The 23,728-nt window shown below is 63.0% G+C and carries 20 protein-coding genes; 16 read left to right on the top strand and 4 right to left on the bottom strand.

What is annotated here, in order from left to right; all coding sequences use genetic code 11:
- Nucleotides 1–7 precede the first annotated feature (7 nt).
- The 3 genes from RH950_RS20665 (at nucleotide 8) to RH950_RS20655 (ending at nucleotide 4,048) form a co-directional block, all read left to right on the top strand.
- The gene (locus tag RH950_RS20665; RefSeq protein ID WP_350059643.1) at nucleotides 8–1,357 is read left to right on the top strand and encodes a glutamine synthetase family protein; all 1,350 of its coding nucleotides are present in this window, start codon (nucleotides 8–10) and stop codon (nucleotides 1,355–1,357) included.
- A complete protein-coding gene (locus RH950_RS20660) occupies nucleotides 1,357–2,667 on the top strand; it encodes an NAD(P)/FAD-dependent oxidoreductase (protein ID WP_350059642.1) in 1,311 nt (436 codons plus the stop codon). Before RH950_RS20665 ends, RH950_RS20660 begins: the two co-directional genes overlap by 1 nt.
- Before the next feature lie 109 nt (nucleotides 2,668–2,776).
- Nucleotides 2,777–4,048, top strand: a complete 1,272-nt coding sequence (locus RH950_RS20655; RefSeq protein ID WP_350059641.1) for an MFS transporter — start codon at nucleotides 2,777–2,779, stop codon at nucleotides 4,046–4,048.
- A gap of 79 nt (nucleotides 4,049–4,127) precedes the next feature.
- Here RH950_RS20655 and RH950_RS20650 read toward each other — a convergent pair whose 3' ends face one another.
- Together RH950_RS20650 and RH950_RS20645 are read right to left on the bottom strand one after the other, a co-directional pair.
- Nucleotides 4,128–6,419 carry an Orn/Lys/Arg family decarboxylase gene (locus tag RH950_RS20650; protein ID WP_350059640.1) on the bottom strand — a complete coding sequence of 764 codons (2,292 nt, stop codon included), beginning with the start codon at nucleotides 6,417–6,419 and terminating at the stop codon, nucleotides 4,128–4,130.
- Between the two features lie 294 nt (nucleotides 6,420–6,713).
- Nucleotides 6,714–7,835 carry a DUF4437 domain-containing protein gene (locus tag RH950_RS20645; RefSeq protein WP_350059639.1) on the bottom strand — a complete coding sequence of 374 codons (1,122 nt, stop codon included), beginning with the start codon at nucleotides 7,833–7,835 and terminating at the stop codon, nucleotides 6,714–6,716.
- Here RH950_RS20645 and RH950_RS20640 point away from each other — a divergent pair.
- The 3 genes from RH950_RS20640 to RH950_RS20630 all read left to right on the top strand — a co-directional run bounded on the left by RH950_RS20640 (nucleotide 7,755) and on the right by RH950_RS20630 (nucleotide 10,892).
- Nucleotides 7,755–8,597 (top strand): LysR family transcriptional regulator, encoded by an 843-nt coding sequence (locus RH950_RS20640; RefSeq protein WP_350059638.1) that lies wholly within the window; start codon nucleotides 7,755–7,757, stop codon nucleotides 8,595–8,597. The genes RH950_RS20645 and RH950_RS20640 overlap by 81 nt on opposite strands.
- Before the next feature lie 254 nt (nucleotides 8,598–8,851).
- A complete protein-coding gene (locus tag RH950_RS20635) occupies nucleotides 8,852–9,760 on the top strand; it encodes a LysR family transcriptional regulator (protein WP_350059637.1) in 909 nt (302 codons plus the stop codon).
- Between the two features lie 142 nt (nucleotides 9,761–9,902).
- Nucleotides 9,903–10,892 (top strand): zinc-dependent alcohol dehydrogenase family protein, encoded by a 990-nt coding sequence (locus RH950_RS20630; RefSeq protein WP_350059636.1) that lies wholly within the window; start codon nucleotides 9,903–9,905, stop codon nucleotides 10,890–10,892.
- A gap of 45 nt (nucleotides 10,893–10,937) precedes the next feature.
- Here the strand turns inward: RH950_RS20630 and RH950_RS20625 are convergent, their stop codons facing one another.
- Nucleotides 10,938–12,137: a CaiB/BaiF CoA transferase family protein gene (locus tag RH950_RS20625; RefSeq protein ID WP_350059635.1), complete on the bottom strand. Its 1,200-nt coding sequence runs from the start codon at nucleotides 12,135–12,137 to the stop codon at nucleotides 10,938–10,940.
- A gap of 270 nt (nucleotides 12,138–12,407) precedes the next feature.
- Between RH950_RS20625 and RH950_RS20620 the strand changes: the two genes are divergently transcribed.
- From RH950_RS20620 to RH950_RS20600, 5 genes are all read left to right on the top strand, one after another.
- On the top strand, nucleotides 12,408–13,661 hold the full coding sequence (locus RH950_RS20620; protein ID WP_350059634.1) for an MFS transporter: 1,254 nt from the start codon (nucleotides 12,408–12,410) through the stop codon (nucleotides 13,659–13,661).
- A gap of 250 nt (nucleotides 13,662–13,911) precedes the next feature.
- Entirely contained in the window at nucleotides 13,912–14,343 is a 432-nt protein-coding gene (locus tag RH950_RS20615) for a universal stress protein (protein WP_350059633.1), read from the top strand.
- Nucleotides 14,344–14,359: 16 nt separating this feature from the next.
- A complete protein-coding gene (locus RH950_RS20610; protein ID WP_350059632.1) occupies nucleotides 14,360–15,907 on the top strand; it encodes an alanine/glycine:cation symporter family protein in 1,548 nt (515 codons plus the stop codon).
- A 224-nt stretch (nucleotides 15,908–16,131) separates the two neighbouring features.
- Entirely contained in the window at nucleotides 16,132–17,058 is a 927-nt protein-coding gene (gene puuE / locus RH950_RS20605) for an allantoinase PuuE (RefSeq protein WP_350059631.1), read from the top strand.
- Complete coding sequence (locus RH950_RS20600; RefSeq protein WP_350059630.1) at nucleotides 17,059–17,673, top strand: flavin reductase family protein; 615 nt, start codon at nucleotides 17,059–17,061, stop codon at nucleotides 17,671–17,673. It abuts the gene before it with no gap.
- A 34-nt stretch (nucleotides 17,674–17,707) separates the two neighbouring features.
- Here the strand turns inward: RH950_RS20600 and RH950_RS20595 are convergent, their stop codons facing one another.
- On the bottom strand, nucleotides 17,708–18,106 hold the full coding sequence (locus tag RH950_RS20595) for a RidA family protein (RefSeq protein ID WP_350059629.1): 399 nt from the start codon (nucleotides 18,104–18,106) through the stop codon (nucleotides 17,708–17,710).
- 186 nt (nucleotides 18,107–18,292) lie between these two features.
- On the opposite strand from RH950_RS20595, the gene RH950_RS20590 reads away from it, so the two are divergent.
- Genes RH950_RS20590 through RH950_RS20570 form a run of 5 tightly spaced genes read left to right on the top strand, consistent with a single transcriptional unit; the run spans nucleotide 18,293 to nucleotide 23,727 of the window.
- Nucleotides 18,293–20,581 (top strand): bifunctional salicylyl-CoA 5-hydroxylase/oxidoreductase, encoded by a 2,289-nt coding sequence (locus RH950_RS20590; protein WP_350059628.1) that lies wholly within the window; start codon nucleotides 18,293–18,295, stop codon nucleotides 20,579–20,581.
- On the top strand, nucleotides 20,578–21,324 hold the full coding sequence (locus RH950_RS20585; RefSeq protein ID WP_350059627.1) for an SDR family NAD(P)-dependent oxidoreductase: 747 nt from the start codon (nucleotides 20,578–20,580) through the stop codon (nucleotides 21,322–21,324). Before RH950_RS20590 ends, RH950_RS20585 begins: the two co-directional genes overlap by 4 nt.
- Nucleotides 21,321–21,776, top strand: coding sequence for a MarR family winged helix-turn-helix transcriptional regulator (locus tag RH950_RS20580; RefSeq protein WP_350059626.1), 456 nt, complete (start codon nucleotides 21,321–21,323; stop codon nucleotides 21,774–21,776). Before RH950_RS20585 ends, RH950_RS20580 begins: the two co-directional genes overlap by 4 nt.
- Nucleotides 21,776–22,588, top strand: a complete 813-nt coding sequence (locus RH950_RS20575; RefSeq protein WP_350059625.1) for an enoyl-CoA hydratase family protein — start codon at nucleotides 21,776–21,778, stop codon at nucleotides 22,586–22,588. The genes RH950_RS20580 and RH950_RS20575 overlap by 1 nt, the downstream gene beginning before the upstream one ends.
- Entirely contained in the window at nucleotides 22,588–23,727 is a 1,140-nt protein-coding gene (locus RH950_RS20570; protein WP_350059624.1) for an acyl-CoA dehydrogenase family protein, read from the top strand. Before RH950_RS20575 ends, RH950_RS20570 begins: the two co-directional genes overlap by 1 nt.
- Nucleotide 23,728 lies beyond the last annotated feature (1 nt).

Genomic DNA, 23,728 nt, shown 5'->3' with positions numbered 1-23,728 from the left:
CCCGATCGTGTCTGTCGACAATCTGAACAGCTTGCTGCTGGAAAACCCCGAAATCGAAGCCGTCTTCGCCTGTGTCTGTGACCTGAACGGCACGATGCGGGGCAAGCGCCTGCCGATCGAGCAGGCGGTGAAAATTCTCGGAGGCGGCCTGCGCATGCCGCTTTCCACCCTCAGCGTCGATGTCTGGGGAGAGGATATCGAAGGCAGCGAGCTTGTCTTTGAGACCGGGGATTCCGACGGGATTTGCGATTTCACCGGGCGCCCGATCGTTCTGATCAACTGGACCAACCGGCCCTCCGCGCTCGCCATGCTGTGGATGCGGGAAGAGGATGGAAAGCCTTTCATGGGCGATCCGCGCCGGGCATTGGCCGAAATTGTCGACCGGTACAAGGCGCGGGGTCTGACCCCGGTGGTCGCGACCGAGATGGAATTCTATCTCTATGACCCGAGCGGCACGCAGCCGGAGCCGCCGCGCTCGCCGATCACGGACAAGCGGCTGGATTCCGATGGCGCGCTGTCGCTGGACGAGCTTGAGCATTTCGACGAGTTTCTGGACGATGTCTACGATGCCTGCGCCGAACAGGGCATCCCGGCGGACGCCGCCATTTCCGAAAATGGCGCCGGCCAGTTCGAGATCAACATGATGCATGTGGCCGACGCCCTGAAAGCGGCCGACGACGCGGTGCTGTTCAAGCGTCTGGTCCGGGGCATCGCCCGCAAGCACGGCCTTGCCGCGACCTTCATGGCGAAACCCTATGGTGAGCGTGCAGGCAGCGGGTTGCATGTCCATTTCTCGCTGGAGAACGAAGCAGGCGAGAACCTGTTCGACGATGGCACCGACGAGGGCGCGCCGCTGATGCGGAACGCTGTCGCGGGCCTGCTGGCGACCATGCAGGAAAACACGCTGGTCTTCGCCCCCCATGAGAACTCCTACCGCCGGCTGCTGCCCGGCGCCCATGCGCCGACAAGCGTTGCCTGGGGCTATGAGAACCGCACCGCCGCCATCCGTATTCCGGGCGGCAGCCCCAAGGCGCGCCGGATTGAGCATCGGGTCGCGGGCGCTGACACCAACCCCTATCTGGTGCTGGCCAGCATTCTCGGTGGCGCCTTCATCGGCATCGAAGGGGAGATGGAGCCGGAGAAGCCGATCAGCGGCGATGCCTATTCCATGAAGCTGGATCACCTGCCGCTCGACTGGGCCACCGCGATCGAGGCCTTCCGGCGCGGCCGTAGTGTCCAGAATGTCTATTCGAAACGGCTGCAGACCATGCTGGTCGAAAGCAAGACGCAGGAGCTGAAACGCTTCGCCCGCCAGGTGACCGATTTCGAATATGACACCTATCTGGAGGTGGTGTGATGAGCCGCCCGGAAAAGCTCTTCGAGGGCGAGACCGCGCATACCGGCAGCTACTACGCCGCCAGCGCCAACCCGTCGCCGGAGCGCCCGCCGCTGAAGGGTGATATCACGGTCGATATTCTTGTCGTGGGCGCGGGATATAGCGGTCTTTCGACCGCGCTGCATCTGGCCGAGAAGGGGCACAAGGTCGCGATCATCGAGGCGGCCCGGGTCGGCTGGGGCGCGTCGGGGCGGAATGGAGGGCAGATCGTCAATGGCCTGAATGCCAGCCTGCAGACCATCAAAAAGCGTTATGGCGCGGACACCGCCAATTTCGTTGCCGGGCTGGTGCAGGAAGGCGGCGAGATCATCCGCGAGCGCATCAAGACCTACGATATCCAGTGCGATCTGAAGGACGGCAACGTCTTCACGGCCTATACCGGCGCGCATATGCGCGAGCTGGAGGCGCGGCTGAAGCTCTGGCAGGGCTACGGCATCAACAACCAGGAAATGCTCGACAGGGAGCAGCTCCGCAAACACGTCAATTCGGACGTCTATGCCGGCGGTGTGATCGACCATTCCGGCGGCCACATGCACCCGCTTAATCTGGCGCTGGGCGAGGCGGCCGCGTTCGAGAAACTGGGCGGGGTGATCTACGAGCAGACGCCCGCCGTGCATGTCGATACCGACGCCGCAAAGCCTGTGGTGAAGACGCCGGACGGCGCGATCACCTGTACGACGCTGGTGCTGTGCGGCAACGCCTATCTGGGCCATGTGGTGCCGACGCTGACGGCGCGGGTCATGCCGGTCTCGACCCAGGTCATGGCGACCGAGCCGCTGGGCGAGGCGCGCGCGGCCGAACTGATCCCGACCGACGTCTGCGTCGAGGATGTGCGCTACATTCTCGATTATTTCCGGCTGTCCGCCGACAAGCGCATGCTGTTCGGCGGCGGCACGGTCTATGGCGGCACGGATCCGCACGATATCCGGGCCAAGCTGCTGCCGAACATGAACAAGGTGTTCCCGCAGCTGAAGGGCGTGAAGATCGATTACGCCTGGAGCGGAAATTTCGCGCTGTCCTTCAGCCGCGTGCCGCAGATGGGCCGGATCGGCAACAATACCTATTTCGCGCACGGCTATAGCGGCCACGGCGTCACCGGCTCCCACACCTTCGGCCGCATCCTGTCGGAAGCCATCAACGGCGACCGCGCCCGGTTCGACGTGTTCGAGAAGGTGCCGTGGTACCCGTTCCCGGGCGGAAGGATGTTCCGGGTGCCCTATTCGGCGGCCGGATCATGGTGGTACGCGCTCAGGGACAGGCTCGGGATCTGATCCGCTGTCGCAACAGGACAATCATGTGACGCTGCAGCGAAAGCCGAGGCCATGGATCCGTGTTGCAAACCGGTTCGCCTAGAAGGCTGCCGGATGCAAAAGGTGCTGCATGGTCAATGTATTTTCAGGTATCTGGGCCCTTCTGCTCGGCATTGTCTTCATCATGCTGGGCAACGGCATGCAATTCACCCTCATTGGCCTGCGCGGAGGCATCGAGGGTTTTTCGACAGCTGAACTTGCCGTCGTCACCTCAGGCTATTTCATAGGCTTCCTGTCGGGCGCGCGTCTGGCCCCGTCGATGATCCGGCGGGTCGGGCATGTCCGGGTCTTTGCCGCACTCGGCAGCTTCATGTCGGCGGGGTTGATCGCCTTTCCGCTGGTGACCGAGCCCTGGGCCTGGACAGTCTTGCGGCTGCTGGTGGGCTTCTGCATGTCGGGGGTCTATGTCACTGCCGAGAGCTGGCTGAACAATGCCGCCACCAACGAGAATCGTGGCAAGGTGCTGTCGGCCTACATGATCGCGCAGACACTTGGTATCATTGGGGCGCAGGGGCTGCTGACGCTGGGCGATGCGGGAACGGCCGTCCTCTTCATCGGCGCGTCGATCCTCGTCTCGGTTTCCTTCGCGCCCATCCTGCTGTCCGTGACCACTGCCCCGACAGTCGAGGTTGCCCGCCCGATGGGCTTGCGCGAGCTGTTCCTGGGCTCGCCGCTCGGCACGGTCGGGATCTTTCTGCTGGGCACCGTCTACGCCACCCAGTCGGGCATGGGCGCCGTCTTCGGCACCGAGACCGGGCTGACGGCAGACCAGATCGCGTTGTTCGTCGCCATGCTGTTTGCCGGAGCGCTTGTGCTGCAATACCCCGTCGGATGGCTTTCGGACCGGATGGATCGGCGCAAGCTGATCTTCGGGGCGGCGACTTTCGGCGGGGTATCCTGCATGCTGGGCTGGCTCTCCGACGGCAATCTCTGGACCTTGATGGCGGCTGCCTTTCTCGCCGGCGGGGTCACGACGCCGCTTTATGCTCTTTTTCTGGCCTACACCAATGACTCTCTCTCGGCCGAAGACATGCCGGCCGCATCCGGGGGGCTCGTTTTCACCTTCGGGCTGGGCGCCATCGCGGGCCCGATGGTCACCGGCTGGATGATGCAGGGGTTTGGTCCGTTCGCGTTCTGGCTTGTGCTGGGTGCGATCTTCAGCATCATCGCGCTCTATGCCCTCTACCGCATGACGCAGCGTGCGGTTGTCCCCGTGGAGGAGACCGAAAGCTATCTGGGAATTGTGCCCGGCGCCTCGCCCGTGGCGGTGGAGGCCGCAGGTGTCTGGGCCGCGGATCAGGCGGAAGCCGAGGCTGAGCTCAATGAGGATGCAAAGCCCTGATCACGGTTATGGTGCCGTATAGGTCAGGGCCGCTTTCGACGTTAGAAGCGCAGATACGGCACTGGCCTGACCATCCGGTTCACTCGGCCACGCAATCGGCAAAGTAGTGGATCAGCCCGTCTTCGCCGACTTCCTGCACGAGGCCGTGGATATCGGTTTCGAAGCCCGGACATTCCCGGGCGAATGCCCGGTTGAACTTCAGATATTCGACGATCTTCCCGTTGAACACTTCGCCCGGAACCAGCAGGGGAATGCCGGGCGGGTAGGGCGTGACGAGGCTGGTGGTGATGCGTCCCTCGAGGTCGTCGATCGGCACGCGCTGCGTGGTGCGGCGGGCAATGTGGGAGAACGCCTCGCTGGGGATCATGGCCGGTGTCAGGTCGCTCAGATACATGTCGGTGGACAGGATGGCCACGTCATACTTGGCATAGAGCGCGTGAACATGCTGGCAGAGATCGCGCAGCCCCATGTTCTCGTAGCGTTTCTGCGTAGCGCAGAATTCCGGCATGGTGCGCCACATCGGCTGGTTCTTTGCGTAATCGTCCTTGAACTGCTGCAGCGCGGTGAGCAGCGTGTTCCAGCGGCCCTTGGTGATGCCGATGGTGAACATGACGAAGAAGCTGTAGAGGCCGGTCTTCTCCACCACCACGCCGTGCTCGGCCAGGTATTTGGTCACGATGGAGGCGGGGATGCCCCAGTCGTCGAACCGCCCGTCGAGATTCAGGCCGGGGGTGACGATCGTCGCCTTGATCGGATCCAGCATGTTGAAGCCCGGCGCCATGTCGCCGAAGCCGTGCCAGGAATCCTCGCCATCGGCGGCCTGGACGCCATCCGCATCGGTCTTCTTCAGCACCCAGTCCTTGGTGCTGCCGATACCTTCATCGGCCAGCGCGTCCGGTCCCCAGACCTGGAACCACCAGTCGTCCTCACCGAATTCCTCGTCGACCTTGCGCATGGCGCGGCGGAAATCGAGTGCCTCGGCGATGCTTTCCTCCACCAGGGCGGTGCCCGCCGGGGGCTCCATCATGGCGGCGGCGACGTCGCAGCTGGCGATGATGCTGTATTGCGGGCTGGTGCTGGTATGCATCAGGTAGGCCTCGTTGAAGAGGTGCCGGTCCAGCTTGGTCTCCTGCGAATCCTGCACCAGCACATGGCTCGCCTGGCTGATCCCGGCCAGCAGCTTGTGAATGGACTGGGTGGCATAGGTGACCGAGTGCTTCGTCCGCTCCCGCTTGCGGCCCATCGCGTGATAGGTGCCGTAGAACGGGTGGAAGGAGGCATGCGGCAGCCAGGCCTCGTCGAAATGCAGGTTGTCCACGTAGCCGTCGAGCATGCCCTTGATGGTCTCGGTGTTGTACAGCACGCCGTCATAGGTGGACTGGGTCAGCGTCATGATGCGCGGCTTGACCTGGTCGGGATCGACACCCTCGAGCAGCGGGTTTGCCCGGATCTTCTCCTTGATCGACTCTATCTCGAATTCGGCCTGCGGGATCGGGCCGATGATGCCGTGATGGTTCCGCGTCGGTTTCAGGAAGACCGGGACCGCACCCGTCATGATGATCGAGTGCAGGATCGACTTGTGACAGTTACGGTCCACCACGACCACATCGCCCGGCGCCACCGTATGGTGCCAGACCATCTTGTTCGAGGTCGAGGTGCCGTTGGTCACGAAGTAGCAATGGTCGGCGTTGAAAATGCGGGCGGCGTTGCGCTCGGAGGCGCCGATGGCGCCGTTATGGTCCAGCAGCTGGCCCAGCTCCTCCACGGCATTGCAGACGTCGGCGCGCAGCATGTTTTCGCCGTAGAACTGGTGGTACATCTGCCCGATCGGGCTTTTCAGGAAGGCGACGCCGCCCGAATGGCCGGGGCAGTGCCATGAGTAGGAGCCGTCTTCGGCATAATCGAGCAGCGCCTTGAAAAAGGGCGGCTGAATGCTCTCGAGATAGCTCTTGGCCTCGCGGATGATATGACGCGCCACGAATTCCGGCGTGTCCTCGAACATGTGGATGAAGCCGTGCAGCTCGCGCAGAATATCGTTCGGGATGTGGCGGCTGGTCTTGGTCTCGCCGTAGATATAGATCGGCACCTCGGAATTCTTCCAGCGCACTTCCTCGATGAAGTTGCGCAGGTTCAGGACCGCTGGATCGAGATCGGGGCCCGGGGTGAATTCCTCGTCATCGATCGACAGCACGAAGGCGCTGGCCCGGGACTGCTGCTGGGCGAATTGCGACAGGTCACCGTAGGTGGTCGCCCCCAGCACCTCGAAACCTTCATTTTCAATGGCTTGCGCGACTGCGCGGATGCCCAGGCCTGAAGAATTCTCGGAACGAAAATCTTCATCGATGATAACGATGGGGAAGCGGAACTTCATGGCCATGTCCTAGCGGGGAAATCGGTGTATCGGAGCGCCCGTCCGTAATCCATAGACCAGCTGAATTTCCCTGCCAACGACGATCGGGGCAGCCTGGCTTTTATCTGGCTGCTGATTTGTCCCGGGCACGTGGACCGTTCAATTTACTTGTCTGCTCCATTGAAGGCGGTTGCCGTTGCGCTCAGTTTTCGTGTTTTGGAGATAATGTGATGGACACTGACGGCACGCGTCTCTTCGTGAAGGCGGCCACGCAACGTGCCGTGGCCGCCTGACACGCCGGTGGCCTGTCGTGGGTTACCGGGACGAGAATGCGTAGCGGCCTTCCGTGCTGATATAGAACACACAGTCTGCCGTCGCGTCGCAGGCAATCTGGTGCGTCATACCTTCCCTGGAGTTGAAATAGCTCCCGGGAAGCAGCGCACTATCAGCCTCGGTACCGTTCCTGGTATAAGAGACAGATCCTTTGATCAGAACGGCGTGAAGTTGCGATCCGTTATCCTGCAGTTGGCCGGTGGTTCCGGCGGAAATCTTCAGGAACGTGCCGTTCCTTGTGTTGTCCTTCAAAGACCCCCAAAGGAACGCCAGCTCTGCGCCCGGCGCTGTGTCTGTCCCGACCGATGCCCAGGTAATATCTTCCGCATTCAGCCAGAAGACATTGCCGGAATCGACATTGATCGGCCTTTCCCCATTGTCGAAGGCTTCCTCTGAAGGCTGCACCAGATACGGCCCCGCGAGGGTTTCCAGGAAGATCGTCGCCCCGTCGCCGGCAATGGCTGAGGTGATATGGTTTTCGCCCGCTGGCTGGGTCCAGAAAGATCCGGGGCCCATCCACACTGCCTTTGCATCCGGATCGTCGTTGTGCACCGCGCCTTCAATCACAATCGCCCGATAGGTGATGTTGTGAATGTGCGGCGGTGATGAAAAACCTGGCTTGAACTTGATGATCGCGCCAGTCGGTGTATCGGCATGCAGGTCCCCCCAGAGGACTCCGGCTTGCGGGCTGGCATCGCCGCGTGCGGGGTTGAGCGGCTGATAGGTCAAAGCAGACTCCCAAATGGCGTCAATTCCACCGGCGGCGACGGCCGGGCTTGTAAGGGCAAGCGCGGCCATGGCGCATGCGAGCAAGGCTTTTCCTGATTTCATCGGGGTTTCCAATTCTGTGTGAACGCGAGCGATCCTGTGGCGGACAGGGCTTGAGTTAATGTTTGCTTTGGGCGATATAATGGGGAAATTCCAAAAAACTCTATTTGCCTGAGGCAAATAATGCTTAAAGACCTGAAATCTCTCGAACTTTTCGTCAGGGTCGCCAAGCTGGGCGCGATCGGCAAAGCCGGTTTGGAATTTGGCCTTTCTCCCACGGCGGCGACCCAGCGGATTCAGGCCCTGGAAGCGTCCATCGGCACGCAGCTTTTGCACCGTTCCACACGGTCCGTCTCTTTATCGTCAGACGGTGAGATATTCTTTGCGCATGCGGAGCGCATTCTTGAGAGCCTGGAAGATGCCGTGTCGGATGTACAGGCATGTCCCCAGACTGTTCAGGGGAAACTCCGGGTTGCCGGTCCAGCGTCTTTCGGCCGGAAGTATATCGCACCCTATATCGGTGAATTTCTCGGGCAGAACCCGAATGTATCCGTTCAGCTTCATCTGAGCGACGGGTCTTTCGATATTGTGGAGAATGGTTACGACCTCGCGATCCGCCTTGGAAACCTGTCGCCGTCGACCCTCAAAGCCCGCAAGCTCGCGGAAAGCCCCCGGATTCTGGTTGCAGCACCTTCGTACCTTGAGCGGGCCGGAACGCCTCGCGACGAAGAAGAGCTAAGCAAGCATGAATGCGTCATTCGGGGAGACCTGCGGACCTGGTCCCTGCGGCGGTCGGACGGCTCGGTCACCGAGGTGAAGGTGAACGGCCGTTTTGCCTCCAATCTGGCGGAGGCTGTAACGGAAGCCGCGCTTGCGGGCGTCGGCATTGCACGAAAGTGCACATGGGAAATCGCGGAGTATCTGTCGTCCGGGCGATTGGTCAGGGTGCTCGACGACTATACGGTCCTGGCCGAATGGAATGTCTACGCCGTTCGTCCTCCTGCCCGCATCGAGCCGCCACGCGTCCGATTGTTCAAGGCGTTTCTTGAGGAGAAATTCCAGGAGATACCCGCATTGAGCGGTCGGGCAAACCATTGAGAGAAATCGGCGGGGGAAACAACCGATCGACCCGAGGTGGATGATTGTTCAGCGTGACGGCGCACGCACTGCATTTGCAGAGACGTCATCTTGCGACGCTGCTCGGGCCTTGGGCCACGGCAATAATCAAAACTCTGGCAGGAGGCCTGCTGCCGGGGACTGTCTCGCTCGTTTCTCGTCGCTCGTTTCCCCTTGTTTGACCGGCTAAAGGCTGGTGATGTTGGCGCCTGTTTTCGTGTTTTGGACATAATCTGATGGACACTGAAGGCATTCGCCTTTTCGTAAAGGCAGCGGACATGCTCAATATCAGCGCCGCCGGACGCCAGCTCGGTCTGGCGCCCGCTGTTGCGAGCGCGCGGCTTGCCAAGCTGGAAAACCAGGTTGGCGCGGATCTGCTGCATCGCTCCACAAGGAAGGTGTCCCTGTCGCTGGAAGGTGCCGAGTTCCTGCCCTTTGCCAGGGAAATCCTGGCGCAGGAAGACGCCGCGCTTGCGGCGCTGGGACATGGCAGTCCGGAAGTCAGGGGAACCCTGCGCTTTGCCGCATCCAGTTCCTTCGCCCAGCTCTTCATCGCGCCGATCCTGCCGGAATTCCTCGACCGCTATCCGGGTGTGAATCTCGAGCTGAACCTCTCCGACACACAGATAAACCTGATAGAAGGCGGCTTCGATCTGGCCCTCCGCAACTATGCCATCGAGGACAGCAGTCTCCGGGCCCGCAAGCTGGCGGACGACACGCGCATTCTTTGCGCCTCTCCGGAGTATCTGGCGCGGCATGGCACGCCCCTGGTCCCCGAGGATCTGGAGCAGCATCAGTTGTTGCTGTTCATGAAAGGCACGGCGCGCAATCTGCTGGCCCGGGATGGTAAACCGGCCGGCATGTTCCCTCCACCCGGCGCCAGAAAGCGCGTCGGCTGCGATGACGGCGCGAGCATGCGCATCGCGACCAAAGCCGGTGTCGGAATTTCGGTGAATTCGATCTGGAGCGTGCACGGGGAAATCCGGGAAGGATCCCTCGTGCAAGTTCTGCCCGACTACGAGATCGAGGACAAATCCGCGATCTGGCTGGTTTATCCAAAGTCGAATGTCCTGACGGCGAAAGTCCGGGTGTTCATCGATTTTCTTCTGGAGAAGATCGGTAATCCGCCGCTCTGGGAAAGATGAGGGCGGGCTGCACGGGGTATCAGCGGCATTTTCAAATATTATATGGAAAACCGGAATACTGATTCGAAATAAGACACGTTTATATCGATAAGATAAAATTCATATCCTGTGGCCTGAACAGTTTTCCCGCAGGAGCAGTCCCATGAAAGCAATGATTCTCGACGAATACGGCGACAACGCCGCCTTCAAACCGACCGACCTCGCCAAGCCTTCCGTAAAGGCTGGACATGTGCTGGTCCGTGTCGCTGCGACAAGCGTGAACACGGTCGATACGATGATCCGTCAAATGGGGCAGGAAAATCTGCCGATTTCACCCGATCTGCCGGCAGTGCTCGGGATGGACTTCGCCGGTATCGTTGAAGCGGTTGGCGAGGGTGTCACCGGTTTCGCGCCGGGCGACGAGGTCTATGGCTGCGCCGGAGGGTTGATGGATTTGCAGGGAGCGCTCGCGGAATACATTCTGGCAGACAGCAAGCTGATCGCGCACAAGCCGAAATCCCTTTCGATGCGCGAGGCGGCGGCGCTGCCTCTGGTTGGAATCACTGCCTTTGAGGGCCTGCAGCGCGCCAACGTTGGCGCCGGCCAGAAGGTTCTGGTTCATGGTGGCGCGGGTGGCGTGGGACATGTTGCCGTCCAGCTTGCCAAGCATTCCGGGGCTGAGGTTTACGCAACGGTTTCCGGCGGGGAGCAGGCTGCGATCGTCGAAGGATACGGCGCCACCGCCATAAACTACAAAACCGAGACCGTTGCGGAATATGTGGAGAAGCACACAGGCGGTGCCGGGTTCGAAATCGTCTACGACTCGGTCGGCGGTCCCAACCTGACAAACTCCTTCGAAGCGGCTGCCTTGAACGGCAACGTCGCCACTACGGTGTCCATGGTCGAGCTGGATCTGACGCCGGTGCACTTCAAGGGGCTGTCCCTGCATGTCGTCTTCATGCTGATCCCGATGATCCACGATCATAAGCGGGAAGAGCACGGGGCCATCCTGACGGAACTGGCCGCAATCGTGGATGCCGGCAAGCTGACGCCCCTGCTGGATGAAAAGACGTTCGGTCTGGCCGATGTCGGGCAGGCCTATGACCGGCTGACCAGCGGGCAGGCCATTGGCAAGGTTGTCGTCGAGATCTGAACGCCGACCAAGACCGGATAAAGGGCGGAGAGGGCGGGAAGCCGCTCACTCCGCCCCGGCGAGGATGGCGTCGATTTCCTCCGCGGTGCAGTTCAGCTCTTCCAGGATGGCGCGGCTGTCCTGGCCGACCCTGACCGGGGCGCGGGCTTCTTTCAGCGGGCCGTCCTGATTGGCCAGGAACGGGGCGCCGACCAGCTCTGTTTCTTCACCAAGACCCTCACCGGATGCATTGACCAGGATGCCCCGGTGCGCGAGCTGCGGGTCCGAGAGCGCTGCTTCCAGGCCGCGCACCTGCTGCACCGCGACGCCGTGCTGTTTCAGGACCGGGAGCCATTCCTCCGCGGTCCGGGCTTTCATGGCGGCCTGCACCAGCTCCCGACCCGATCCAAAATTCTCCTGCCGTGCGGTCTCCGTGGCATAGCGCGGGTCCCGCAGGCTTTCCTCAAGCCCGAGGGCCCGGAAACAGGCTTCCTGTTGCGCCGGTGTCAGGGTTGCGAGGAGCAGGAGACCGTCGGCCGTCTCGAAGGCGCCTGCCGTGGGCTGCGCCATCGGCGAGCCGTTGCCGAGCAGGCCCGGCAGATTGCCGCGCATCATGTAATCCGCGGCCTGGCAGGACATCATCTGAAGGGCCGTGTCGTACATCGCGACGTCGAGATACTGGCCCTGGCCGGTGACCGCACGCCGGAACAGCGCGGAGGCGATCGCGTAGGCGGCGGAGATGCCGGTGGTCATGTCGATCAGCATGAAGCCGACGCGGGTGGGGCCGGTTTCGGGATGGCCGGTCAGGGACATCATGCCGGAATCGGCCTGCACGGCGACATCGTAGGCCCGCTCTGTGCTTTTCGGGCCGCTCTGGCCGTAGCCGCTGATCGAGCAATAGACCACTTTCGGGTTGGCCGCGCGCACGCTCTCGTAATCGATACCGAGCTTGGCGGCGACGCCCGGAACGAAATTCTCCACCACCACATCAGCATTCTCGACCAGTTTGAGCGCGGCCGCCCGGCCGGCGTCCGACTTGAGGTCGAGCGCGATGCTGCGTTTGTTGAGATTGACGGTGAGAAACGCGGGGGACATCCGCTTCGCCGCCATTTCCGGATCGGTCAGAACGCCGCGCAGCTGGTCGCCGTCGCCAGGCGGTTCGATCTTGATCACGTCGGCATCGAGCAGGCCCAGCATCTGTGTCGCAACCGGGCCTGAAAGAACCCGGCTGAAATCAATGACTCTCACGCCCTTGAAGGCTCTCATGCGCTGGCTCCCTGCTGTTCCTTGCGTTTCGCAATTGTTCAACCGGGGCATCGCATCCGGTCATTTGCTTCTCTTCTATGATGAACGGATTGCCCCGGGTAGTGCCGATTTTGATGCGGTTATCTGGATGCCGAGGGGGTGATTTGCCTGTTCATCAAATTCGGTGGCCAAAAGACGCCGCTTTGCGGCGCCAGGCGTCTCGGGTACCGTCTTTCGGCGCCCCCATTCCGGGCGACACCGACACATCCTTCAGCCTAGGCCGGTCACCGAATGAACATCGCATCCATTCTTGCGGTACGGGAAGTCGACAGTCCCTATGCCTGGTTCCGCCTTTCCATGTCGCTGCTTATCAGCATGATCGGCGGTGTCGGCCTGTGGTCCGTCGTGGTGATCCTGCCGGCGGTCGAGGCGGACTTCAACCTGGCCCGGGCCGATGCCTCTCTGCCCTATACAATGACCATGATCGGCTTTGCCGTCGGCGGCATCCTGATGGGGCGGCTGGCCGACCGCTTTGGCATCGTGGTGCCGTTGCGTTTCGGCGCGGTTGCCCTAGCGCTCGGTTACGCGCTCACGGCCCTGGCGGACAATCTCTGGCAATTCGCGCTGCTCCAGGGGCTGCTGATCGGCATGCTCGGGAGTTCGGCCAGCTTCGGGCCGGTGATTTCCGACGTCACCCACTGGTTCCAGCGCCGCCGCGGGATTGCCGTCGCAATCGGGGCCAGCGGCAGCTACCTCGCCGGCACGGTCTGGCCGCCCCTGGTGCAGTCTTTCGTCGAAACCTATGGCTGGCGCGACACGCATATGATCATCGCGGGCATCTGCCTCTGTACCCTTCTGCCGCTTTCGGCGGCGCTGCGTGAGCGCAGCCCCAGGGCGCCCGCGCCGGTTCCCGGGACAATGGCGGCGCCTGCGCAGGAAAGTGTCGAAACATCCCTGCCGCGGCCGGCCATACAAGGATTGCTGCTGGTCGCCGGCATCAGCTGCTGTGTCGCCATGGCCATGCCCCAGGTCCATATCGTCGCCTATTGTGCCGATCTCGGCTTTGGCACGGCGCGCGGGGCGGAAATGCTCTCCCTGATGCTGGCCACCGGCATTGTCAGCCGCCTTCTCTTCGGCTGGATTGCCGACCGGATCGGCGCCTTGCGGACGCTGGTCCTGTCCTCCGTCATGCAGGGCCTGTCGCTGCTGCTGTTCCTGCCCTTTACGGGACTGGTTTCGCTCTATGCGGTCTCGGCCCTGTTCGGGTTGGCGCAGGGCGGCATCGTGCCGACCTACGCACTCATCGTACGGCGGGTCTTCCCGGCGGTGGAGGCGGGGACCCGGGTCGGTCTTGTGCTGTCGGCAACGCTGCTCGGCATGGCGCTCGGCGGCTGGATGTCGGGCAAGATCTACGACCTGACCCTGTCCTACGATGCGGCCTTCCTGAACGGCGTGGCGTGGAACCTGCTCAATCTCTCTGTCGCCGTCTTCCTCTGGCTGCGGATCGAGGGATGGCGTCCGGCACGGGCCGCCGGATCGGCCTGAAACCGCGCAACCGGAACTGGTGATCGAGGCCGGCCGAAGTCGCTGGCGGAATGCAGGCGAAATTGTCCCGCAGTGCCGGTTTCCCGATTGCACCGGAAGACCTAACAGGCACGCCTCTCCGGTCATGCCCTTTGTTCCTGTGCACAAATTTTGTGCATTCTACATGGACCCCCCCATAGGGCATGGCCTAGACTGATGATTAACAACCGATGGGGGATTTTCCAATCGGGTGAAAATGGGGGGTACGAGAATGAAGTTGATTATCGGCCTGGATGGCCACGGTTCTGGAGAACGGGCGTTGCAGTTCGGGCAGAATCTGGCATCCGCTACCGGAAGCTGCGAGCTCCTGGTGGTCTATGTGATTGAATGGTCACCCTTCTCCTTTCAGACAGCGGAAGAAAACGCCCAGCGTCATAAGCGGCGGGAGGAAGAGATCGCCCTCGCCACGGAACGGGTTGTCGTCCCCGCGGTCGAAAGCCTGAAAAAGGCGGGCATGAATGCGCGCGGCCTGGTCCGGCATGGCAACGTGGCGGACACGCTGATCGCCATTGCCGGCGACGAAAAGGCAGATCAGATCATTGTCGGGCGGACCTCCGAAGGAGGCATTGCCAGCCGTCTTTTCGGCAGCGTCACGGCGAATCTGGTCATGCATGCGGATGTACCGGTAACGGTCGTTGCTTAAAGGGAGGGGGGCGACAATGAAAAGATTCAATCTGGGGGCGATGTTCGCATTGCTCATGGGGGTGATCAGCACCCCGGCTCTCGCGCAGGACGCTCAAACCCTGGACGAAAAGGTCAATGCGATCTTTGCCACGGCCACGGGCCCGTTCGTCAGCCTGATCTTCGCGCCGATTCCGGGGACCAGCTTTCCCTGGATCGTCATGTGGCTGGTCATCGCGGCGACGATCTTCACGCTCTATTTCGGCTTCGTCCAGTTCCGCTTCTTCAAGCATTCGATCGAGCTTGTGAAAGGCGACTATGCCGATCCGAACGATGCCGGTGAGGTCAGCCACTTCCAGGCCCTTGCCACCGCATTGTCCGGTACGGTCGGTCTCGGCAACATCGCCGGTGTCGCCGTTGCCGTCGGTATCGGCGGTCCGGGAGCGACCTTCTGGATGATCCTGGCCGGCCTTATGGGCATGGCGTCCAAATTCACCGAATGTACGCTCGGCGTGAAGTACCGGAACGAATATGCGGACGGTACCGTCTCCGGTGGCCCGATGTACTATATCTCCAAGGGCTTTGCCGAAAAGGGCCTTCCCGGCGGCAAGTTCCTGGCGGCATTGTTCGCGGTCTTCTGCATCCTGGGCGCGCTCGGTGGCGGGAACATGTTCCAGGCCAACCAGGCACACGCACAGATCTCCGGTATCGTCGGCGACTTCCCGGGCTGGATCACCGGCCTGGTGTTTGCCGCCGTCGTCTTCCTTGTCATCGTCGGCGGCATGAAGTCGATCGCCCGCGTGACCGAGAAGGTCGTGCCGTTCATGGGCATTCTTTATGTCGCGGCGGCAATCGTCATCCTGGCGGTGAACTACCAGAATATCGGCTGGGCCTTCGGCCAGATCTTCGAGGGTGCCTTCACCGGACTCGGCATCGCCGGCGGCTTCGTCGGTGCCCTGATCCAGGGCTTCAAGCGGGCCGCCTTCTCGAACGAGGCCGGCGTCGGCTCGGCTGCCATTGCCCACTCCGCGGTGCGCACGAAAGAGCCGATCACAGAGGGCTTCGTTTCCCTGCTGGAGCCGTTCATCGACACGGTGGTGATCTGCACCATGACAGCCCTGGTGATCACCATCTCCGGGCAGCTGATCTCGGATCCGGCAACGGGGAACTACATCCTCGATGGCTCGCACATCGCGACGGTGGACGGGAATACGGGCGTCGCCCTGACATCGGCCGCCTTCGGCTCTGCGGTAAGCTGGTTCCCGTATGTGCTGGCCATCGCGGTGGTCCTGTTCGCCTTTTCCACCATGATTTCCTGGTCCTATTACGGACTGAAGAGCTGGACCTATCTGTTCGGCGAAGGAAAGAAGGCGGAGCTGGTATTCAAGCTGATGTTCTGCGTTTTCGTCGTGATCGGGGCGGCGGCCAATCTCGGCCCGGTGATCGATTTCTCCGACGCGGCGATCTTCGCCATGGCGGTGGTCAACATCATCGGCCTCTACTTCCTGATGGGCGTGGTCAAGAACGAGATGACCTCCTATGTCGCGCGCCTGAAGTCGGGCGAAATCAGGAAATTCAAGAAATAGCAGGCGGTCACACCGTCCGGTCTGCTTGAGACTGGAGGAGGCACCCGAGAGGGTGCCTCCTCTTTTTCTGCCGGGACCAACAGGGTCCTCTGCCGGGTTTCGGGCCGGTTGCCCTTGCGGCGATGCGATACAGGCTTCATCCTGAAGGTCTGCGACGGGCGGTGGCCCGTTCCCGCACGAATCCTGTCTGCTTCTCCCTTGCCGTCATGCGAACGAGGTACGAAATGTCCGACCCCTATCCCCGTGACCTGAACGGCTATGCGGGCCGGACTCCTGATCCGAAATGGCCGGGCAGGGCACGGATTGCCGTCAATTTCGTCCTCAATATCGAGGAGGGATCGGAGACCAATATCCTGCATGGCGATGCGCGCAACGAGGGTGGCCTGTCCGAGGTCGTCGGCGGGCGGCATCCGGCCGGACTGCGCGATCTCGGACTGGAGAGCCTGTACGATTACGGCCCGCGGGCCGGCGCCTGGCGCGTCCTGCGCCTGTTCCGGGAGCGCGGCATTCCGATGACGATATTCGGCTGCGCCCTGGCGCTGGAGCGGGCGCCCGCCCTGACCGAAGCCTTCGCCGGGGCCGGATACGATATTGCCGGCCATGGCTGGCGCTGGATCAACCACTACGAGCTGGACGAGGCGACCGAGCGCGCGCATATCGAAAAGGCGATCGAGAGCATCCGGCGCCTGACCGGGGAGCGGCCCCACGGCTGGTACTGCCGGTACGCACCGAGCGACAATACAAGGCGCCTGCTGGTGGAGGAGGGCGGCTTCCTCTACGATTCCGATTCCTATGCCGACGATCTGCCATACTGGGAGACCGTCGCGGGCAGGGATCATCTGGTTGTCCCCTACACGCTCGACACCAATGACGTGAAGTTCGGCGCGCCGGCCTCCTACGGCTCCGGCCATGACTTCTTCAACCACCTGAAGGACAGTTTCGACCAGTTATACGAAGAAGGGGCGGAGGCGCCGAAGATGCTGTCTGTCGGCCTGCATACGCGTCTGGTCGGCCGCCCGGGACGGGCACGGGCGCTGGCCCGGTTTCTGGACCATGTGCTGTCGCATGAATCTGTCTGGGTCACGCGCCGGGTCGATATCGCCCGACACTGGATAGAGCATCATTCCCCTGCCAAGAAACGGAATCCGTAGATGAAGAGCTTCAATCTGGCCGACCTGTCGGTGGCGGATGCCTACAAGCTGCTGCGCAATGTGGTCACCCCGCGGCCGATCGCCCTGGTGACGACGATCGACGAGGCCGGGGTGGTCAATGCCGCGCCGTTCTCCTTCTTCAACGCCATCGCCTTCGACCCCTGCATGGTCGTGCTCGGGCTGGAAGCGCGGCCGGACGGCTCTCCGAAGGATACGTCGCGGAATATCCGGGATACACGCGAGTTCGTGGTCAATATCGTCGACCGGGCCATGGCGGAGAAGATGAACGCCTGCTCGACACCCCTGCCGCATGGCGAGTCGGAAATTCCGCTGTCCGGCTTCACGGTGGAGCCGTCCGCGACCATCAGTCCCCCCCGGGTCGCCGAGGCGCCGGTCGCTCTGGAATGCACCCGGCACACGACGCTCGAGATCGGCAACCGCCGCGAGATCGTGGTCGGTGAGGTGCGAAGCATCGCCATCCGCGACGCGCTGGTGCTCGACGAGGAGACGCTGCATATCGACCAGGCCGGGCTGGATACCATCGGGCGGTTGGGCGCGAGCCTTTATGCGACGAGCCGGGATACCTTCGAAATGGAACGCCCGGACGGCCGCTAGACCCTGCGGGGGCGGTTTCGCCGGTCCCTGACCGTTACTCCGGCAGGACGGCGGTGGCCTCGATCTCGATCTTTGCCTCGTCCTCGATCAGGGCGGAGACGACGACCATGGTCATGGCCGGGAAATGGTAGCCGAGCACCCGGCGGTAGGCCTCGCCGACCGCCCCCTGATTGTCGAGATAGTCCTTCTTGTCGGTCACGTACCAGGTCAGCCGCGCCAGATGCTCCGGACGGCCGCCGGCGGCTTCGAGCACCGCGAGAATGTTGCGCAGGGCCTGTTCCATCTGGCCGATGAAGCTGTCGGTCTTGAAGACCTGTTCTGCGGTCCAGCCGATCTGGCCGCCGATGAACAGGGTCCTGCCCCGGGCGAGAATCCCGTTGGCATAGCCCTTGGGTTTGGCCCAGCCCTCGGGCTGTACGGTGATCATGGTCATCGGGCCTCCTCCGCGGACATGCCGTTTCTTTCAGCCCGCACCGGGACTGTTCCTCGTGCCGGCATCATAGAATCTTGCGCTGGATGGTTCCAGAAGAGTTTTAAATTTAAAATTTAAAGCTTGAACCATATTGGGGAAAATGGAACCATAATCCATGGTCGGCGACTATTGACGGAGCCACTCCCCATGAAGATTGCATGTCTTGGCGGCGGGCCAGCCGGCCTCTACTTCGCCATCAGTATGAAATTGCAGGATCCGTCCCACGAGATCGTGGTGTTCGAGCGCAACCGCGCGGACGATACGTTCGGCTGGGGCGTCGTGCTGTCGGACGAGACACTGGACAATCTGAAGGCGAACGACCCGGTCAGCGCCGAGGCGATCCGCGCCGAATTCGCCTATTGGGACGATGTCGCCGTGCATTACCGCGGCGCGCGCACCGTCTCCACCGGTCACGGCTTCTGCGGTATCGGACGGATGAAGCTGCTGCTCCTGCTGCAGCAGCGCGCCCGCGAGCTCGGCGTCGAGATGCGTTTCGAGAGCGAAGTCGAGTCGGCTGCGGTCTACATGAAAGAATACGATCTCGTGGTTGCCGCGGACGGGCTTAATTCCAGGACCCGGACCGCCTTCGCCGGTGCCTTCGAGCCGGAGATCGAGACCCGCGCCTGCAAGTTCGTCTGGCTCGGCACGCAGCAGACATTCGGGGACGCCTTCACCTTCATCTTCGAGGAAACGGACAGGGGATGGGTCTGGGCCCACGCCTACCAGTTCGACGGGGATACCGCGACCTTCATCGTTGAATGTTCCGAGGCGACCTGGAACGCCTATGGCTTCGGCGAGATGACTCAGGACGAGAGCATCGCGGTCTGCGAGGAGATCTTCCGGGAGCATCTCGGCGGCCATGCGCTGATGTCGAACGCGCGGCATTTGCGCGGCTCCGCCTGGCTGAATTTTCCGCGCGTGCTCTGCAACAAGTGGCATCACGAGAATGTCGTGCTGCTGGGTGATGCCTCGGCAACGGCGCATTTCTCCATCGGCTCCGGCACCAAGCTCGCCTTCGAGAGTGCCATTGCGCTGGCGCATCTGCTGCAGGCGGAACCGACTCTGGAGGCCGCCTTCACCCGCTACCAGGAAGAGCGCCGCGTCGAGGTGCTCAGGCTGCAGTCGGCGGCCCGCAATTCCACCGAGTGGTTCGAGCAGGTCGAGCGCTACCTGCATCTCGACCCGGTGCAGTTCAATTACGCGCTGCTGACCCGGTCGCAGCGCATCAGTCACGAGAATCTCCGGCTGCGCGACCCGGACTGGCTGAAATCGGCGGAGACCTGGTTTCAGGCCAAGGCCGGCGGCACGGCCATTCACCGGGCGCCGATGTTCGCGCCTTTCCGGCTGCGCGAGATGGATCTTGCGAACCGGGTCGTGGTCTCGCCGATGGCCCAGTACAAGGCCGTCGACGGCTGTCCGACAGACTGGCACTTCGCCCATTACGCCGAACGGGCCAAGGGCGGTGCCGGACTGGTCTTCATCGAAATGACCTGTGTTTCCGCGGACGGCCGGATTACCAACGGCTGTCCCGGGCTCTATGCCCCCGCGCACGAGGCGGCCTGGCGGCGGCTGACCGATTTCGTGCATGCCGAGACCGGCGCGAAAATCTGCGCCCAGATCGGCCATTCCGGGCGGAAGGGTTCGACCCAGCGCGGCTGGGAGGAGATGGATGCGCCATTGCCGGAGGGCAACTGGCCGCTGGTCTCCGCGTCCGCGATCGCCTGGTCGGCGCGGAACGCCGTGCCGAAGGAGATGGACCGGGCGGACATGGATCGCGTGCGCGACGCATTCGTGGCCGCGACCGAGATGGCGATGCGGGCCGGTTTCGACATGGTCGAGCTGCATGCCGCCCACGGCTACCTGATCTCCTCCTTCATCTCGCCGCTCTCGAACCGTCGGGTGGATGAGTATGGCGGCAGTCTGGAAAACCGGATGCGCTATCCGCTGGAGGTGTTCCGGGCCATGCGGGCGGTCTGGCCGGCCGGGAAGCCCATGTCCGTCCGCATTTCCGCCAATGACTGGGCCGGCGACGACGGGGTGACGCCCGAGGAGGCGGTCGAGATCGCCCGGCTGTTCGGCGCGGCCGGTGTCGATATCGTCGATGTCTCCGCCGGGCAGACCTCTGTTGAAGCGAAGCCGGTTTACGGCCGCATGTTCCAGACCCCCTTTTCCGACCAGATCCGTAACGAGGCGGGGCTGGCGACCATGGCCGTCGGCAATATCTACGAGCCGGACCATGTGAACTCGATCCTGCTGGCCGGCCGGGCCGATCTGGTGTGCCTGGCCCGGCCGCATCTCGCGGACCCGTACTGGACCCTGCATGCGGCGGCTGCGCTTGGTGACGGGGCGGTGGCCTGGCCGGCGCCCTATCATCCCGGCCGGGATCAACTCAACCGGCTGGCGGAACGGACAGAAACAGTGGCGATAAAAGTATGAGCCTCGAGGGCAAAACGGTTCTGATCACCGGTGGCGGGAGCGGTGTCGGCGCCGACATGGCGCTGCATTTCGCGGAAGCGGGCGCCCGTGTCGTCATTGCCGGGCGCCGCGCTGCGGCACTCGACACGGTGGCCGCGCAGCACCGCGCAATCTCTCCCGTCGTTGCCGATGTGACAGACGAAGAGGCCGTTGCCGCCCTGTTCCGGGCCGCCGGGCCGGTCGATATCGTGATCGCCAATGCCGGCATGGCGGAGAGCGCGCCTCTGGTGAAGACCAGTCTTGCGGACTGGAACCGGCAGATCGCCGTCAATCTTACCGGCGTCTTCCTCACCCTGCGCGCCGGCCTTGCCCAGATGAAGGGGCGGGACTGGGGGCGGCTGATCGCCGTGGCCTCGACCGCGGGCCTGAAGGGATATCCCTATGTCGCCGCCTATACGGCGGCAAAGCACGGCGCGGTCGGTCTGATCCGGGCCACCGCCCAGGAAGTCGCAAAGACCGGTGTTACCGCCAACGCCCTGTGCCCGGGCTTCCTCGACACCGAGATGACCGAGCGCAGCATTGCCAATATCGTTGAAAAGACCGGTATGAGCGCGGAGAAGGCACGGGCCCGGCTGGTGCAAAACAATCCCCAGGGCCGGCTGATCGCGCCTGCGGAAGTGAGCGCCGCAGCGCTCTGGCTCTGCGCTCCGGGCTCGGAAAGCATCAATGGTCAGGCCATCGCCATCAGCGGGGGCGAGATATGAGTGCGGCCGGAACCGATACCGCGCGCAAGGCCCGGCTCCGGCTCTGGCTCTGCCTGCTGCGCACCACGCGCTTCGTCGAGAACGCGCTGCGGGAGGAGATGCGCCTTGCCAATGGCCATACGCTGCCCAGGTTCGACGTGCTCGCGGCGCTGGACCGGAGCGCGGACGGGCTGCAGATGAGTGCCTTGTCGCAACAGCTCATGGTCTCAAACGGCAATGTCACCGGCATTGTCGAGCGGCTGGTTCAGGACGGACTTGTCGAGCGGGCCGCGGTCGCCAGCGACAAGCGGGCAACCCTCGTCAGGCTGACCGCTCTGGGGCGAACGGAATTCGCTGAGATGGCCGCCGCGCACGAGGGCTGGGTCGACCGGCTTCTCGCGTCGGTTCCGCCGGAGGACGCCGATCTTGTCTCCGAGCGCCTGAAAGACATTCGCAGACAGGGAGACGATTGATGACCGCAATGGCCGCGCTGGCGCCGAAACATTTCCTCTGGCAGCTTGAGGACCGGGTGGCCACCGTCCGCCTGGACCGGCCGGATCGCAAGAACCCGCTCACCTTCGACAGCTATGCCGAACTCCGGGACATGTTCCGGGCGCTGCCCTATGCGGAGGATGTCGACGCCGTGGTGTTCGCCTCGAACGGCGGCAATTTCTGCTCCGGCGGAGACGTGCACGACATCATCGGCCCGCTGGTCGACATGGACATGAAGGGCTTGCTGGCCTTCACCCGCATGACCGGCGATCTGGTGAAAGCGATGATCGGCTGCGGAAAGCCGGTGATCGCGGCGGTGGACGGGATCTCCGTCGGTGCCGGGGCCATCATCGCCATGGCCTCCGACATCCGCTTCGGCACGCCGCAGAGCAAGACCGCCTTTCTCTTCACCCGGGTCGGTCTGGCCGGCTGCGACATGGGCGCCTGCGCCATCCTGCCCCGCATCATCGGGCAGGGCCGGGCGGCCGAGCTGCTTTATACCGGCCGCTCCATGAGTGCGGAGGAGGGGCTGGCCTGGGGTTATTTCAATAAACTGCACAGCCCGGAGACGCTGGAAGCCGAAGCCATGGCCTTCGCCCGGCGCCTTGTCGCCGGCCCGGTCTTCGCCCACGGCATCACCAAGACGCAGCTCAATCAGGAATGGAGCATGTCGCTGGAGCAGGCCATCGAGAGCGAGGCGCAGGCGCAGGCGATCTGCATGCAGACGCGGGATTTCGAGCGCGCATACAAGGCTTTCGTGGCCAAGGAAAAACCTTTGTTCGAGGGCAACTGATGGCGGATACGAGCTTCCTTTCCTGGCCGTTTTTCGAGGATCGGCACCGGGAGCTGGCCGGTATGCTGGAGAATTGGTGCGGCACCTCCCTGCCGGTCGATCATGGCGATGTCGACGCGGCCTGCCGGGCGCTGGTCCGGGCTCTCGGCGAGGGCGGGCTGCTGGTGCATAGCGGTGTGGATGACGGGGCCACGCTTGACGTCCGCTCGCTTTGCCTGATCCGCGAGACCCTGGCCCGTCACGACGGTCTGGCCGATTTCGCCTTTGCCATGCAGGGGCTGGGCATGGGCGCGGTTTCCCTGTTCGGCACGCCGGAGCAGCGGGAATGGCTGCGGCGCACACGGGCCGGCACCGCAATCTCGGCCTTTGCCCTGACCGAACCCGCTTCCGGCTCCGACGTCGCCAATATCACGACGGAAGCCCGCAAGGACGGTACTGGCTACGTCCTGAACGGCGAGAAGACCTGGATCTCCAACGGCGGCATCGCCGATCTCTACACCATCTTCGCCCGCACCGGCGAAGGCGAGGGGGCGAAGGGCCTTTCCGCCTTTCTCGTGCCCGCCGACACACCGGGGCTGGAAATCGCCGAGCGGCTGCAGGTGATTGCCCCGCATCCCCTGGCGCGGCTGACCTTCACCGATATGCGGCTGCCTGCCGAAGCCATGATCGGCGCGCCGGGCGCCGGGTTCCGCATCGCCATGTCGGTACTCGACATCTTCCGTACCACGGTCGGTGCCGCCGCCCTCGGCTTCGCCCGCCGGGCCTTCGATGAGAGTCTGAAACGGGTCAGGGAGCGCGAGCTGTTCGGCGCCCCGCTTTCCGAGCTGCAGATGGTGCAGGGCCATCTCGCCGACATGGCGCTTGGCGTCGATGCCGCGGCCTTGCTGATCTATCGCGCCGCCTGGACCAAGGATATGGGCGCCCCGCGGGTCACCCGGGAGGCGTCCATGGCGAAACTCTATGCCACCGAGACGGCGCAGCAGATCATCGACCAGGCGGTGCAGCTGCATGGCGGTGACGGGGTGCGCAAGGGCTGTATCGTGGAGAGCCTCTATCGCGAGATCAGGGCACTCCGCATCTACGAGGGGGCGAGCGACGTGCAGAAAATCGTCATCGCCCGGCAGGCATTGGGGAGTTGAG

The sequence above is a fragment of the Nisaea sp. genome (assembly GCF_040217065.1).
Lineage (GTDB): Bacteria > Pseudomonadota > Alphaproteobacteria > Thalassobaculales > Thalassobaculaceae > Nisaea.
The sequence above is the reverse complement of the archived record's forward strand: the minus strand, read 5'-3'. Positions and strand labels throughout refer to the sequence as shown.

Bases quoted from the DNA above. Each gene is read 5' to 3' on its own strand.
- RH950_RS20660 (WP_350059642.1), top strand. From the start codon at position 1,357: ATGAGCCGCCCGGAAAAGCTCTTCGAGGGCGAGACCGCGCATACCGGC.
- RH950_RS20655 (WP_350059641.1), top strand. From the start codon at position 2,777: ATGGTCAATGTATTTTCAGGTATCTGGGCCCTTCTGCTCGGCATTGTC.
- RH950_RS20650 (WP_350059640.1), bottom strand. From the start codon at position 6,419: ATGAAGTTCCGCTTCCCCATCGTTATCATCGATGAAGATTTTCGTTCC.
- RH950_RS20635 (WP_350059637.1), top strand. From the start codon at position 8,852: ATGGACACTGAAGGCATTCGCCTTTTCGTAAAGGCAGCGGACATGCTC.
- RH950_RS20630 (WP_350059636.1), top strand. From the start codon at position 9,903: ATGAAAGCAATGATTCTCGACGAATACGGCGACAACGCCGCCTTCAAA.
- RH950_RS20625 (WP_350059635.1), bottom strand. From the start codon at position 12,137: ATGAGAGCCTTCAAGGGCGTGAGAGTCATTGATTTCAGCCGGGTTCTT.
- RH950_RS20620 (WP_350059634.1), top strand. From the start codon at position 12,408: ATGAACATCGCATCCATTCTTGCGGTACGGGAAGTCGACAGTCCCTAT.
- RH950_RS20615 (WP_350059633.1), top strand. From the start codon at position 13,912: ATGAAGTTGATTATCGGCCTGGATGGCCACGGTTCTGGAGAACGGGCG.
- RH950_RS20610 (WP_350059632.1), top strand. From the start codon at position 14,360: ATGAAAAGATTCAATCTGGGGGCGATGTTCGCATTGCTCATGGGGGTG.
- puuE (WP_350059631.1), top strand. From the start codon at position 16,132: ATGTCCGACCCCTATCCCCGTGACCTGAACGGCTATGCGGGCCGGACT.
- RH950_RS20600 (WP_350059630.1), top strand. From the start codon at position 17,059: ATGAAGAGCTTCAATCTGGCCGACCTGTCGGTGGCGGATGCCTACAAG.
- RH950_RS20595 (WP_350059629.1), bottom strand. From the start codon at position 18,106: ATGACCATGATCACCGTACAGCCCGAGGGCTGGGCCAAACCCAAGGGC.
- RH950_RS20590 (WP_350059628.1), top strand. From the start codon at position 18,293: ATGAAGATTGCATGTCTTGGCGGCGGGCCAGCCGGCCTCTACTTCGCC.
- RH950_RS20585 (WP_350059627.1), top strand. From the start codon at position 20,578: ATGAGCCTCGAGGGCAAAACGGTTCTGATCACCGGTGGCGGGAGCGGT.
- RH950_RS20580 (WP_350059626.1), top strand. From the start codon at position 21,321: ATGAGTGCGGCCGGAACCGATACCGCGCGCAAGGCCCGGCTCCGGCTC.
- RH950_RS20575 (WP_350059625.1), top strand. From the start codon at position 21,776: ATGACCGCAATGGCCGCGCTGGCGCCGAAACATTTCCTCTGGCAGCTT.
- RH950_RS20570 (WP_350059624.1), top strand. From the start codon at position 22,588: ATGGCGGATACGAGCTTCCTTTCCTGGCCGTTTTTCGAGGATCGGCAC.